The organism is Mesobacillus sp. AQ2 (genome assembly GCF_030122805.1).
In the GTDB taxonomy this organism is placed as follows: Bacteria; Bacillota; Bacilli; order Bacillales; family Cytobacillaceae; genus Mesobacillus; species Mesobacillus oceanisediminis_A.
In genome coordinates, this window is record NZ_CP126080.1 from 2,062,559 (window position 1) to 2,075,752 (window position 13,194).

General features: G+C 40.2%; 14 protein-coding genes and 1 tRNA gene. 9 read left to right on the forward strand and 6 right to left on the reverse strand.

What is annotated here, in order from left to right; genetic code table 11:
• Positions 1-507: 507 nt before the first annotated feature.
• Positions 508-1,416 carry a nuclease-related domain-containing protein gene (locus QNH36_RS10250; RefSeq protein WP_283905129.1) on the reverse strand — a complete coding sequence of 303 codons (909 nt, stop codon included), beginning with the start codon at positions 1,414-1,416 and terminating at the stop codon, positions 508-510.
• 136 nt (positions 1,417-1,552) lie between these two features.
• On the opposite strand from QNH36_RS10250, the gene QNH36_RS10255 reads away from it, so the two are divergent.
• Complete coding sequence (locus tag QNH36_RS10255) at positions 1,553-1,774, forward strand: hypothetical protein (RefSeq protein WP_144475937.1); 222 nt, start codon at positions 1,553-1,555, stop codon at positions 1,772-1,774.
• A gap of 10 nt (positions 1,775-1,784) precedes the next feature.
• Here QNH36_RS10255 and QNH36_RS10260 read toward each other — a convergent pair whose 3' ends face one another.
• Positions 1,785-2,093, reverse strand: a complete 309-nt coding sequence (locus QNH36_RS10260) for a hypothetical protein (RefSeq protein WP_283905130.1) — start codon at positions 2,091-2,093, stop codon at positions 1,785-1,787.
• A 74-nt stretch (positions 2,094-2,167) separates the two neighbouring features.
• Here QNH36_RS10260 and QNH36_RS10265 point away from each other — a divergent pair, with 74 nt between their 5' ends.
• A complete protein-coding gene (locus tag QNH36_RS10265; protein ID WP_283905131.1) occupies positions 2,168-2,344 on the forward strand; it encodes a hypothetical protein in 177 nt (58 codons plus the stop codon).
• Positions 2,345-2,362: 18 nt separating this feature from the next.
• Complete coding sequence (locus tag QNH36_RS10270; protein WP_283905132.1) at positions 2,363-2,896, forward strand: P-loop NTPase family protein; 534 nt, start codon at positions 2,363-2,365, stop codon at positions 2,894-2,896.
• Positions 2,897-2,931: 35 nt separating this feature from the next.
• On the opposite strand, the gene QNH36_RS10275 is transcribed toward QNH36_RS10270, so the two are convergent.
• The gene (locus QNH36_RS10275; protein WP_283905133.1) at positions 2,932-3,363 is read right to left on the reverse strand and encodes a DUF2621 domain-containing protein; all 432 of its coding nucleotides are present in this window, start codon (positions 3,361-3,363) and stop codon (positions 2,932-2,934) included.
• Positions 3,364-3,501: 138 nt separating this feature from the next.
• On the opposite strand from QNH36_RS10275, the gene QNH36_RS10280 reads away from it, so the two are divergent.
• Positions 3,502-3,598 (forward strand) — tRNA-Sec (locus tag QNH36_RS10280).
• Between the two features lie 331 nt (positions 3,599-3,929).
• On the opposite strand, the gene QNH36_RS10285 is transcribed toward QNH36_RS10280, so the two are convergent.
• The gene (locus tag QNH36_RS10285; RefSeq protein ID WP_283905134.1) at positions 3,930-4,640 is read right to left on the reverse strand and encodes a FadR/GntR family transcriptional regulator; all 711 of its coding nucleotides are present in this window, start codon (positions 4,638-4,640) and stop codon (positions 3,930-3,932) included.
• Between the two features lie 197 nt (positions 4,641-4,837).
• On the opposite strand from QNH36_RS10285, the gene QNH36_RS10290 reads away from it, so the two are divergent.
• Together QNH36_RS10290 and QNH36_RS10295 are read left to right on the forward strand one after the other, a co-directional pair.
• Positions 4,838-6,229, forward strand: a complete 1,392-nt coding sequence (locus tag QNH36_RS10290; protein WP_283905135.1) for an FAD-binding oxidoreductase — start codon at positions 4,838-4,840, stop codon at positions 6,227-6,229.
• Between the two features lie 4 nt (positions 6,230-6,233).
• Complete coding sequence (locus tag QNH36_RS10295) at positions 6,234-7,208, forward strand: bile acid:sodium symporter family protein (protein WP_283905136.1); 975 nt, start codon at positions 6,234-6,236, stop codon at positions 7,206-7,208.
• Between the two features lie 436 nt (positions 7,209-7,644).
• Here the strand turns inward: QNH36_RS10295 and QNH36_RS10300 are convergent, their stop codons facing one another.
• A complete protein-coding gene (locus QNH36_RS10300) occupies positions 7,645-8,637 on the reverse strand; it encodes an L-lactate dehydrogenase (protein ID WP_251541727.1) in 993 nt (330 codons plus the stop codon).
• Between the two features lie 368 nt (positions 8,638-9,005).
• Here QNH36_RS10300 and QNH36_RS10305 point away from each other — a divergent pair, with 368 nt between their 5' ends.
• Positions 9,006-9,818, forward strand: a complete 813-nt coding sequence (locus QNH36_RS10305; protein ID WP_251541726.1) for a VOC family protein — start codon at positions 9,006-9,008, stop codon at positions 9,816-9,818.
• Positions 9,819-10,359: 541 nt separating this feature from the next.
• Here the strand turns inward: QNH36_RS10305 and QNH36_RS10310 are convergent.
• A complete protein-coding gene (locus tag QNH36_RS10310; protein ID WP_144475921.1) occupies positions 10,360-11,292 on the reverse strand; it encodes an LCP family protein in 933 nt (310 codons plus the stop codon).
• Between the two features lie 321 nt (positions 11,293-11,613).
• On the opposite strand from QNH36_RS10310, the gene QNH36_RS10315 reads away from it, so the two are divergent.
• Both QNH36_RS10315 and QNH36_RS10320 read left to right on the forward strand, forming a co-directional pair.
• A complete protein-coding gene (locus QNH36_RS10315) occupies positions 11,614-12,060 on the forward strand; it encodes an Lrp/AsnC family transcriptional regulator (RefSeq protein ID WP_251541723.1) in 447 nt (148 codons plus the stop codon).
• An 85-nt stretch (positions 12,061-12,145) separates the two neighbouring features.
• Positions 12,146-13,135 (forward strand): M42 family metallopeptidase, encoded by a 990-nt coding sequence (locus tag QNH36_RS10320; RefSeq protein ID WP_283905137.1) that lies wholly within the window; start codon positions 12,146-12,148, stop codon positions 13,133-13,135.
• Positions 13,136-13,194 lie beyond the last annotated feature (59 nt).

Sequence of the window (13,194 nt, forward strand, 5' to 3'; positions counted from 1 at the left end):
TAACAAATTCAGGCAACGAATTTTATATTTCTTCATTAATATAAATACTAGGCAGGATAGCAAGTGTGGCTATCGAGGCAATCAGCGAAGGTGGGGCTGGTTGTTTTTTTGTTGAGGAAAGAAGTGAAATTCACTGATGATGTATAGTTGATGATGGTTTAATGGACATTTCAGAGAGGGATGCCAATCAAAAAGTCTAAGAAGGTGGTTTTAATGGACATTTCAGAGAGGCATCTCAGTTAAAATGTCTAAGAAAATGGTTTTAATGGACATTTCAGAGAGGGATGCCAATCAAAATGTCTAAGAAAGTGGTTTTAATAGACATTTCAGAGAGGCATCTAAGTTAAAATGTCTAAGAAAGTGGGTTTAATGGACATTTCAGAGAGGCATCTCAGTCAAAATGTCTAAGAAAGTGGGTTTAATGGACATTTCAGAGTGGAATACCAGTCAAAATGTCTAAGTAAACGTTCTCCACTAAATAATTTTCGAGATTTTTACTAATACCGATCATGAATAGGTTCTCCCTTTCTTTATTTCTGTAAAATGGTAATGTTTTGCCAGTATCCTGCTAATCCTTTTGTTATCAGGGATAATATTACACCACTCTTTTATTGCAGGTGTAGTTATTGGACGGGACGGAAATAGCAACTTAATTTCGGTTATACTTCTTAAGACTGCAAGTTCAGCTTTTTCTATATGGCCGCAATCATTGCAATATATTTTATGTCCAACTGCTATCACCGCAAAAGACTCACATTCCAAACAAGTAATCCCTTTCTTGAGTTCATCATAATGAAAGGAAGGTAGTTTATTGGATAAGCTGTCAGTTTGATGAAGGGAGACTAGTTTGCTTGCAAGTTTATTATGGTTGGTGGATACTTTTCCGGGTTGGTTATTGAGATGATTGAGGAGTCGTTTGATTTGGGTGGGAAAAATGAATGGGAGTTCGGGTTGTGCGTGATACAGTGTGAACTCGGGGTTAACGAAAACGACGGAGCCTTGAAGCTTAAAGTTGTAGCCGAGTTGATTCAACAGCTTTTTAAAAAGCAGCTTAGTGCGATTAAGTTGATCAAGGGGATTCTTCATTGATGCTCCGGTTGTAGTAGAGGTAAGTCCTTCTTGTTTGTACAGGTAATCTCCGTGGTTGTTTTTTATTTCAAAAACGTATAACGTGTCAGCGAATATAATTAGAGTATCTATCTGAAAGGTTGCTTTCTCTACTTCGAGCAGCAATTCATTCAAAATCAAGCAGCTGCTTGTCAGTGTCTCTGTCATGGCATCGAATTGTAATTCGCCTTGATATCCTTTTTCGAGGTTCGATAGGTACCTTTTTTCCTCATCTGATAACGCAAGTCTTTTATTTAAAATTCGCAGTTTTGATAAAATGATGGGTTCATTCCGCTCCTTAAAAGCCACAATCATCTTCCTTCCTTTAATTAGTCACCACCATCATACTATTTTACCAATCTAAAAATATTGAATTTTTTGTGAACTGTTCAACCCTCACTGAATACAATGATAAGACCACTTGATTCAGTCAGGAGGAGCCGAGATGTCTTTGAAGTTTTATGCATTTTTTCTGAAAGCCCTTGGTCTTGCTGTTTTCCTTGTACCGATGTTCATGAAGGGAATGGGATATATTGCGACCATTTCACCTTCAGTTATGTTTAGTTTAATTGCTATTGGAGTTGTTCTCCTGATCGCAGGGAATGTGTGTGAGGTAAAGGCTATGCGGTCCGGTGCCTATAGCAGGCGGAGAAGAAGAATAAGGTGAGAAACGAGTTTCAGATTCTGAAACTCGTTATTTTTTTAAAAGAAAACAAGAACCAAACGAGCAGGTAGATGTATCCTGCAATGGTGAAAATGGCCCATAGTGCTCCATGTTTGAATTCCTTTGCTAAAAATTCGAATTCATTCATCTCAAGGGGCCTGCCAATGCTATTCATCAGGCTGACCATAGGCACAGAAATGATCAGCAATATCGCAACCATTGCAAGGGCAACCTGTTTTTTCTTGATGACCATATAAATGGCCCTGACGAAAATCGTCATTAACAGCAAATAGTAAAAGATCCAGAACACGATCTCTGTCATGAAAATCCCTCCCTCATGAATTCTATCATTTTTTTATGTTAGATTGTGGTAAAATTGGTTTAGAGGTGAGCAATTTGGTTGTTATCAATATTTGGTTGATAATCATTTTAGCGGTTGCGTTTCTCGCTGCAGTTGGAGCCTGGCTGAATACAAGGCTGATTTTAAAAGAATTGGCTATCATTAAAGCGCATATAGGCATAAAAGAGGAAAGAACACCGTCAGTTTTTGACAATGATCTCGACAAAGACTAAAAAACAGGGTGAAAGATTGTGACGAAAATACATATGATTGGCGGCCCGGGTAGCGGGAAAACATACATAGCGGCAAAACTTTCAAAAATGCTTGGGGTTCCAAAGCATGATTTGGACAGAATTTTTTGGGATCAAGATTCAGAGTATTTCGGTTCCCAAACACCTCCGGTAAAAAGGGTCGAAATGCTGAAAAAGGTTTTATCGGAGGATAAGTGGATTATAGAAGGAGTGTATTATAGCTGGCTTGAAGAAAGCTTCAAGCATGCTGACTATATTTTTGTGTTTAAGACGAATGTGTTCGTTCGCGACTGGAGAATTGTGAAAAGGTTTATTTTAAGAAAAGCAAAGCTGGCACCTTCTCCTCGAAAAGAGAACCTAAAGACGCTGATCGATTTCCTGAAGTGGAACCACCAATATGATGGCAACAATCTAGTAGAGGCAATCAAGCTGATGAAGCCGTACAAGGACAAAGTCATCATACTAACGAAGAGTGATGATGTATTCAAGCTTTTCGTCAAGCGGAAAAAGAAACCGTCTGGAGGAGCAGCTTAACTCGAAAGAAAAACTGCCTTAACACTAAGGCAGTTTTAAAACAGGCTTTCAAATGGAGTCGTGCTGATTTGTTTTTCAGCAAGACGCTTTCGCAAAAATTTATGATCACGCTTTGGTGTAGCCAGGATATAGCCGCGGATGACAAGTTCCTGCGTGATCTTGTCCGCATTTTCCTCTAGTGCGAGTTCACCAATTTTACCGGCAATCTTATGCCTTGCCACATCCCTGAACAATTCTGGAACCGGACTCACCAAATCTTCGAGCAATTCCTTCTGATCATCTGGCCATAGATGCCGCGTCTGATTCACAAAATACTCTTCCCAATCCATATCCGATTTGCCGTCGTCTTTAGGCAGCTTTTTCAAAAACTTGCGGAACATGAAGTATCCGCCAATCGCGAATAAGCCAACCAATACAACGACCCAGAATAAAATAAACCACAAAAACCAACCTTCAAGCTGATACATAACCCTTCACCCACGCATTTCTAATATCTTTTCTTATTATAGTATCAGCAGTAAAGGGAAGACAAGTCTTGTGACAATTTGAGTAACATGCTTGTAAAATCACCAGCTTGTAAGTATAATAGACCTTGTTCTTCAAATGGGGCTGAATGGGGTACTGGTGTCCTCCACGGTCTTCAAAACCGCTTGTGACCTGCGTGCCAGGTTAGCTGGGTTCGATTCCCAGGCGGTCCCGCCAATTTTTTCGGTATACTTATCGGTTTTACCTGTTTTTTAAAAGTGATACTACTTGGATTTGGACAGTGTGTTCTTTTAATACATACACAATTATTCCTTCTATTAAATACATAACAGTATAAACGTTTTAGAACGTGCCAAAAATCCACCCATCAGATATGTTGGGTGGATTTTTTTCTGTTTTAATCTTAAGCCGCACTCTAAGAAGTAGTATTCAAAATAAACGGGCAGATGAACATATAGTCAACTAAAAGTGAGTATCATGCATCTATTACAGCTTTATAGATATCAGCAATACTATCCACAAACCTAATCCTGCCTTAAAATCCATCTCATTTCCCTAGATCAACCACCATCGACTCTAACAGTTCTTCTCTAATCCTTGTAATATGATCTTCCATAAGTTCCTTGGCTCTATTCGCATTCCCGGAAGCTATCGCTAGATAGATTTCTTTATGTTCGTCGAGTGTATCTCCGTACCGAGAGGGATCTTTAAAGCGATGCTTTTGGGTAGCCATGATGGTATCTTTCATATGTCCGCTAATGGTATGTATCAGTTGTATAAATATGGAGTTATGGGTGGCCTCGACTATTCCGATATGAAAGTCAAGATCCGCCTTAAGCCTCAACTCTGGATCCTGTTGGGACTCTGCCATATTGTTGAGAGCCGTCCGCAGCTTTTCAAGGTCTGCTGAAGCAGCTCTTTTTGCGGCGAGGAAGGCTGATTCAACTTCTAGGGCGCGCCTAAGTTCCAGCGTTTCATAAACAAGTGGTGTCTCAGCTTTGACAGCTGCAATAATTTCTTCTTTTCTCGATTGGAAGTCAGAAATTTTAACGTAGCTTCCGCCTCCTTGGCGGATTTCTATTACCCCGTTTTGTTCCATGGTCCTCAGGGCTTCTCTTATGGTTGTCCGGCTAACGTTTAATTGGCTTGCCAATTCTCTTTCTGAAGGCAGCCTTTCACCTTGTTTAAGATTTCCTGTCAAATAGCGTTCAGTAATTTTATCCACTAAAACTAGATAGGTCTTTTTCTTCTCCGCCATTAACCGTAGCCTCTTTTCAAAATAGTTCTCAAATACTGTCCTAAATTTAACAGACGTAAAATCTAATAATCAAGACAAAAAGTTTTAAAAGAATTATTGAATTTTTCTGATAAGTTAGTATAATTGACTTTAACTTGTTGGACCAATTTTATCTTTGGTCTGACCAAATTCATTGTGGCAGAAAGAAGGAGTATTGGATGGAAACAGCTAGTATGAACATCGTACATGCTTTAAAGGAGATCCTTTCTGAACAGCAGGTATCGGAAAATCAGTCAGTAAGGGAGTTGCATGGCCGGGATGAATCATACCATAGGGAAAGTCTTCCCGTTCTTGTTGTTTTTCCGGAAACAGCACAGCAAGTCAGTGAAATTGTACACCTTGCAGACAAATATAAAGTCCCAGTGGTGCCTTTTGGGCTTGGAACCAGTCTAGAGGGTCATGTCATACCATACGAACATGGCATCACAATCGATTTTTCGCTTATGAATAAAATCGTGGAAGTACGTGAAAAGGACTTCCTTGTCAGGGTACAGCCTGGTGTGACAAGGTCGCAGCTGAACAAAGAATTGAAAAAATATGGCCTGTTTTTCTCTGTGGATCCTGGAGCAGATGCGACGCTGGGTGGAATGGCAGCGACAAATGCAAGTGGAACGTCTTCGGTCAAATATGGGGTCATGCGTGACCAAGTACGTGATCTTGAAGTGGTGCTTGCGGATGGTTCGATTATACATACTGGAAATTTGGCCGCCAAGTCTTCATCAGGATACCATTTGAATGGTTTATTTGTTGGTTCGGAGGGTACTCTTGGACTCTTTACGGAACTGACTTTAAGAGTATATGGGATTCCTGAGCATGTGATGGCGGCAAGAGCTTCTTTTCCTTCATTGAACGATGCGGTAGAAGCAGTTGTTTCGATTTTACAGTCAGGTGTGCCGATTGCCAGGGTAGAGCTTGTCGATGAACCTTCCATGAGGCAGGTGAACCTGTTTAGTGAAACTAGCTATAGTGAAACTCCAACACTATTTTTGGAGTTTCACGGGAATGAAGCGGGCTTGAAGCAGGATATAGCGTTCACAACAGAAATCGTTGAAGATCATCATTGTCTGGATATTCAGTTTGAAACAGATAATGCAGCGAGGAATCGGTTATGGGAGGCGCGGCATAATCTTGCTTATGCTTATATCCATGGGCACCCTGGTAAGAAAATGATGGTGACGGATGTATGCCTTCCGATTTCAAAGCTGTCAGGCGCAATAAGCCATGCAAGGGTAGCAGTCGATTCACTCGGTCTTGCCGGCGGAATTCTCGGTCATGTGGGGGATGGAAACTATCATGTTCTCCTGATGATTGATATGAGTAATCCTGAGGAGATTAAAAAGGCTGAGGACCTCAATGAACAAATTGTCCTCTATGCCCTTAAGCAGGGTGGAACCTGCACGGGTGAGCATGGAGTGGGTGTCGGCAAGCAAAAATATCAGCAAATTGAACATGGACCAGCATTGGCGGTTATGGAGAAAATCAAAAAGGCCCTTGATCCGGATAACCTTTTGAATCCAAATAAAATCTTGAATAAAAAAGAAAGAGTGTGATGATATGAAATTATTAGAGGCGGTAAGTACTGTTGCAGAGAAATATTTTGCTGTTTGGGTAATTTTAATATCGGTGATTGCGTTTATGGTTCCAGACCCATTTTTAGGCCTGGGAAGCTATATCACCATCCTGCTTGGCGTAGTCATGTTTGGAATGGGGCTCACATTGAAGGCAGTCGATTTTAAAATCATCTTTACGAAACCGCTGCCTGTGTTCATCGGAGTTTGTGCACAGTTCGTCATCATGCCGTCCGTTGCTTTCGCCATTGCAAAACTAATGAATTTGCCGGCAGAATTGGCAGCCGGCCTGGTACTGCTCGGATCTGTACCAGGGGGAACTGCTTCTAACGTTATGGTGTACCTGGCAAAGGGAAATGTACCATTATCTATTGCCATGACCTCCGTTTCAACATTATTGGCTCCAATCATTACACCGTTGCTTTTGCTTTTGCTGGCAGGTCAATGGATGCCGGTTGATGCTGTAGCCATGTTCACGTCCATTGTCCAAGTAATTATTGTTCCCATTGTTTTAGGACTGGCAGTTAAGAAATTTTTCCCTGTTGCAGTGGAAAAAAGCTTAGCAGTTTTACCGCTTATTTCAGTTGCGGCGATTATCACGATTGTGGCTGCTGTCGTTTCCGGCAATGCGGCAACTATTGCCGGATCAGGGTTGTTGATCTTTACCGCTGTCATGCTTCACAATGGATTCGGACTTCTGCTTGGCTATTTTGCAGGAAAAGTGCTTGGTCAGGATGAAGTAAATCGAAGAGCGATTGCGATTGAAGTTGGAATGCAAAACTCAGGACTTGGCGTTGCCCTTGCGACCGCACACTTCGGGCCGCTGGCTGCACTTCCAAGTGTTCTGGGAGCTGCCTGGCACAATATTTCTGGACCAATACTTGCCACTTACTGGTCTAAAAAACCTGCTGTCAGCAGAGAAGAGAAGAGCCCAGTCCGTCCAGTCGAAGTCAAGCTATAGGAATGAAAATAGGTGCCTAATCCCGGTAAAGATATATAAGGCAGGGGGCAGGCACCTATTCTATGTTGAGAACGTTGGATTTGATAGCGAATTTGAAGGTAGTCGACAAAAGACTGAAAAACAAGAAGAAATTAGTTAGAGAAAACTTATAAGTTTTTAATTTAGACATGCTTGGGCTTGAAAAAATTAAAACATAGAAAGAAAAATCTCACCTATAAAACCGTACCGGAAATTGAAAATAAGTATCGATTTGTTTTGACAAAGGCAAGGGGAAGGGATGACCGTATTAAAAAGTGGAGGATTGAAGATATAAACCTTTAAAAAAAGTAGAATTACATGACTTCTAACGTGCTTTGAAGATAAACATCTATGCTTTAGGAAATATAAAAAAAAGACGAACAGTACAAATCCTGTTCGCCTTAAAAGAAATGTAACATCACCCAGGAATTTTAGAATTCTGAGTTTTGCCTGTCTTTGCAACTTTCATCGCTGCTTTGATATACTCCGCTGATTCATGCAGCCATTTAAGTTCTTGTGAGTCGAGAGTAATTTCTAATTGTTTTTCTACGCCATTTCTGCCGATGATACATGGCATACTTAATGCAACATCTCTATCGTATCCATATTGCCCGTGTAATGTTGTGGACACCGGGTAAACGCTGCGTTCATCCAGCATTACTGCCTTTGCCAGTGTAACAGCAGCTTGGGCAACACCTGCATTTGTCCACCCTTTTCCATTTAACACATCAAAGGCTGCCTTTACAACTTGTTTTTTCAAACCTTCCCGACTTAATGGTTCTTTTCCCTGAAAAACTTGGTCGAGTTCATTTTCACCAAACCCTTGCACACTTAAGCGGCTTAAAACTGGGAAAGCTGTGTGTCCGTGTTCGCCCATCATATAACCTGTTACACTTTTTGGATCGATGTCATAATTAGTAGCGATTATTTTACGGAGACGTGCAGAATCAAGCATTGTTCCGGTTCCAAATATTCGTCCCTTCGGATATCCGAATTCATTTTCTGCTATGTACACCATGGTATCTAACGGATTTGTTATAAGAATTACGATTGCTTCTTTCGTATATTTAGTTATTCCAGTCATAACTTCACGAATTACCTCTGAATTGACAACAGCTAATTTGGCCCTGTCCGGCATTGTATCTTGATCACTTTTTATCATACTTGGACCAGCAGCACAGATAATTACATCTGCATCAGCACATTCGGAATAATCCCCGGTATAAACTGTTGTATTTGACATATAGGTAAGAGCGGTTGCATGCGCCTGGTCAAGGGCTTCACCATAAGCAATATCCTTATCTTTATCAATGACAACTATTTCCCTAAAAAGCCCCAATTTCATGGCATCAGCTAGAACATACGAGCCAACATGGCCAACTCCTACAATTACTAACTTATTCCTTTTCATGATTTACCTCCTGGTCAATTAATATCAATATTTTAACACAATTATGAAAATACTGAATATTTTTTTAAGTACCTAACCGAATTTTACTGTTTAAAATAATGAATTAGTCGAAATCGTAAAACAAGGTACCTGCCAGGCTAGAGGGATTCGATTCCCAGGCGGTCCCGACAAATACATAAATAGTAACCGCTCCGAATGCTGAGCGGTTTTTTGTGTGAAGTATAGTTATTCCAAGGTTAATTGGAAAGATTAAGCACCTCGTCCAATTTAAGAGCAAAAAGTACGTCCCCCTACTTCTTTACAGTATAATAGAGAAAATTAATTAAATATTGTTAATGTTTATTTTATTGTTAGAAAGGGGTACAGTAATGCAATTTTTCTTTGATCACCTTGTTTGGTTCTTAAAGCAACCAGAGAAAGCAATATCCCCCTTACACAAAAGGGGACTTCATGTTGTGACCGGAGGCCGACATGAGTCTTGGGGAACATATAATACCCTATCTTATTTTGGCTTAAGTTATATTGAATTTTTAGGAATTGAAAATCTATCAATAGCTGAAAAGCATGATGAAAATCAATTGATAACGCAAATCGTTGAACAGTTAGCAAAAGAAAATCGGGAAGGTCCTGCGACCGTAGCTATCCGAACAAATCAAATAGAAAAATTAGCAATAAAACTTAAGACAGAAGGACTAACAGTATATGGGCCGCTAACTGGGGAGAGAGTTCGTGGTGATGGTCAAGTAATCAGGTGGTCATTGTTATTCCCTGTATACCCGGAAAAAAAGGTTTTTTTACCTTTTTTTATTCAATGGGAAAAATCGGATGAAGAAAGATATTCAGAATTAGAAGAACAAGGAGTCATAGGGTCGCACATGGTTGGTCAACCAAAATTGGAGAGTGTCGGATTTGTCGTGCATGATTTGGATAAAACACCAGAAATTTGGAGGGAATTATTTGGTCTTAAACAAGGTGAGGAATTTATCGATACGGAAATAAATGCGCGTTGTAGAATTTTAAAATTGGACGGAACTAATTTATTATTTTTTACACCAATTGGAGATGGTCCGGCTGCTAAGGTATTAAAAGAAAAAGGGGAGACGCTTTTTTTAGTGAACCTAACTGACACGAACCAAAGTCACGTTTTTGAAATGTTGGATGGTTACTGGAGGTTCCGGTAAATATTAAAAACATTATATAGTAAATCACAGATTAAGATTGACTAGGAACATTTTAAATTGGCTTGCAAAATATCCATTACGGTACACCGTAATGGATATATGAGTTTTTTATTGGGACCCTGCAGATAAAAAATATAAAGCATCTTTTTTCTACGGTATGAAGAATCAGCTTTTGTTTGTTTAATGAACGGATACCCTTTTTTATGATCTGGTTGAAATTTATTTAAGGTATTTTAACAGCAGCCGGGAGAGATAAAACCGATCCACCTGAGAATGTGATTTAATCCCTTAAAAATTCCAATCCATATCGTGTGTTTTTGTTAGTTTGAAAAAGGGCTCTTAATGAGTTCTTTTTTTCTTTTGCAATCGTTTTTTTTCAGGGTGCGGGGAAAAAATAAATTAGACTCAAGCCTATTATTGTAAGTTATTGAGCGATTACTGAGATGAAAATTTCATGCCAGTAAAATAACAAAGAAAAAAGAAGAGGAGACCATTAAATGGACTCCCCAACTATCATGAAACATCGTTTCCGATACTTCAGTTATTCTTTTCCATCTTCTAAAAACTTCTCCAAGGCTCTCTTGTTTTGCTCAAAATCAACCTCGAGCACTTCTCCAATCCCTTCATAACGTTCATTCTCGAAACTGCCGTCTTCAGGAAGGCGGATGGTTTGAATTTCTCCGGTTTCATTAGTCAGAATGTCTTTTCCGATGGTCAGGAGTGTGGATGTTTCAATATCCGTTTCGACATATGAACCTAGGAGATCTAACAGTTCGGGAAGCTTGGCCACGCTGTTAAGGCTTATGGCTTCATCTTTTAATTTAGAGACTACTTCCTGCTGCCTTTGGACTCGTCCGAAGTCGCTTAACCGGTCCTGGCGGAAACGGACATATCCTAATAGCTCTTCTCCGTGGAGCTGTTGTGTTCCTTGTTCGAGGGTCATACCGATGCCATCGGACATTTCATATGGTATGTCCACTTGAATTCCGTTTGGGACGAGGAGGTCGACGGCTTTTACGAAGCCTTTAAAATCGACGATAGCATAATGATGTATGTCGAGACCCAAATTCATTTTAATCGTTTCCCTTAGTAATTCCGGGCCTCCGAAAGAGTAGGCAGCATTTAATTTTTGCTGACCGTGTCCAGGAATGTTCACATACATATCCCTCATAAGTGAAATCAGTTTTACCTTATGCGTTTTTGGGTTGTAATGGGCAACCATGATGGAATCAGTTCGCGCTGCTTTTTCTCCGCGAGAGTCACTGCCTAATAATAGAACATTTACTTCTTCTTGAGTATTCTTCTCTCCTTGAAACGATTCTGCTTCGGCCTTTTTAAATGGTTGATTGAATGCTTGGTAAGTTCCTTCTATGTACTGATATATGGTAAAAAGCCCAACAGTAAAGATCGCAAGGATAAGCAGGGCGCCAATCACTCGTCCCCACCGGATTTTTCTGCCTCTTTTTTTCGTCACTTTAACACCACCCGGGTTGAACTATCTCTTTTTATCAGAAGGGCTATTATCCCATAAAAAGATTTCAGTTAGTGAAAGATTAGGTTACAGTTGTTTGAAATTCTGTTAACAATTTTGATAATAAAAAGGGTTAATACTGCAACGTATTAAAGATTTTTTGAAAAATCTATTGAATTTAGAAAATTCTTTTACTATAATACATATTAATTCCTTATTACGATACTATTGAAGCTAAAACATACTTAAATTAATATCTATATAATACAAAAGTACTAAAAAGGATAAAATATAAACAAGCTATTACCGGAAGGAGGATAAGTTTTGAAATACGAAATAGATGAAATGGACAGGGGAATTATCAAACACTTAGCCAATGATGGAAGGATGTCTTTTTCTGAAATAGCCGCCAATCTTAATGTGACGGAAAAGACAGTCAGGCTTCGATATAAGAACCTAAAGGACAACGGAATCCTTGATGTAGTAGGAGTAGTTAACCCTGTAGCGATTGGGATCAAAGCAGGAGCAATTATTCTTTTGAAGGTTCAGCCACAAAAGATCAAGGAAGCCATCGATTCTTTGAAAGAGTTCAGAGAAATACGCTATATCACCTTGACGTCAGGCCCATATCCTCTATTGGTCCAGATTGCTGTACCAACACAGGATGATATAAACGAAACCATGCTTAAGATAAACGAACTTCCTTCTATCATCGAAATGAACAGTATTATCCAGCTGGATGTTTACAAAAATTCATATGAGTATTATTAGGAGGGGGCAAGATGATGCTTGATTTATTGAAAACACTGACAGGTCTCTCTGACCTTGCGGTTATGAACATTCCGTATCCTATTTTTTGAAAGAGTACCTTGAGGAACGGACTGATCAGGTCAGCATTGACCCAATCGGAAATGTCATCGCCAGGAAGAAAGGGGACAAGCCTGGGCCAAAAGTTATTTTAACCGCGCATATTGATGAAGTGGGCTTTATGGTTAAAAAGATCGAGGAGAACGGACTGCTGAGATTTGAAAAACTAGGCGGAAATGATGACCGAACCCTTCTAGCGCAGCCGGTAACGGTAATGGGGTGTCAAGGATTGTTACCTGGACTGATTGGTACAATGTCCGCTCATTATGTGAAATTTGATGACCCTTCAAAACTTAGAAAACATCAGCAGCTTTATATTGATATTGGTGCTTCTTCACGCCATGAGGTCCTCGAAATGGGAGTGGAGATCGGAACGCCGATCACATGGGGAAGCGAATTCGTTGTCTTTGGACCTGAGTATGCACCCAGAGTAAGAGCGAAATCGTTGGACGACAGGGCAGGGGTTGCCGTCCTGCTGCAGGCACTGGAAGAAATCCAGGCAGAAAACTTTGCAGGAGAGCTGATATTCCTTTTTGCAGTACAGGAAGAAGTAGGGCTGAGAGGAGCGAAGACAGCTTCCGAACATATTAAAGCAGATGCAGCGATTGCTGTCGATACTACGGCTGTCAGTGATACACCAGAGGAGACAATGGACCAGAGTCTTGGTCTTGGACGGGGTACAGGAATCAAGGTAATGGACTTCAGCCTGATTGTACATAAAACCATGAAAGAGACGCTCGTGAATCTTGCAAAAGAACAGAACATTCCTTACCAGCTTGAAGTATTCCCCGGTATCGGGACAGACGGCGGAGCAGTCAACTATGCCAACAAAGGGATTCCAACCGGTGTCCTATCCGTTCCTTCCCGTTACGCCCATTCACCTGTTGAAGTGGTGGATTTGGGAGATCTTGAGGCAACAAAAGACTTGTTAAAGGCGTTTATTTTGAATCTATCAGAAGAGCAGAGTTTTGAATTTTAATAGAATTATAGCTTTCATTTAACTTTAGTTATCGAAAAATTGAAAAAAGGGGAGAGGTT

Bases quoted from the DNA above. Each gene is read 5' to 3' on its own strand.
- QNH36_RS10300 (WP_251541727.1), bottom strand. From the start codon at position 8,637: ATGAAAAGGAATAAGTTAGTAATTGTAGGAGTTGGCCATGTTGGCTCG.
- QNH36_RS10290 (WP_283905135.1), top strand. From the start codon at position 4,838: ATGGAAACAGCTAGTATGAACATCGTACATGCTTTAAAGGAGATCCTT.
- QNH36_RS10275 (WP_283905133.1), bottom strand. From the start codon at position 3,363: ATGTATCAGCTTGAAGGTTGGTTTTTGTGGTTTATTTTATTCTGGGTC.
- QNH36_RS10255 (WP_144475937.1), top strand. From the start codon at position 1,553: ATGTCTTTGAAGTTTTATGCATTTTTTCTGAAAGCCCTTGGTCTTGCT.
- QNH36_RS10295 (WP_283905136.1), top strand. From the start codon at position 6,234: ATGAAATTATTAGAGGCGGTAAGTACTGTTGCAGAGAAATATTTTGCT.
- QNH36_RS10260 (WP_283905130.1), bottom strand. From the start codon at position 2,093: ATGACAGAGATCGTGTTCTGGATCTTTTACTATTTGCTGTTAATGACG.
- QNH36_RS10285 (WP_283905134.1), bottom strand. From the start codon at position 4,640: ATGGCGGAGAAGAAAAAGACCTATCTAGTTTTAGTGGATAAAATTACT.
- QNH36_RS10305 (WP_251541726.1), top strand. From the start codon at position 9,006: ATGCAATTTTTCTTTGATCACCTTGTTTGGTTCTTAAAGCAACCAGAG.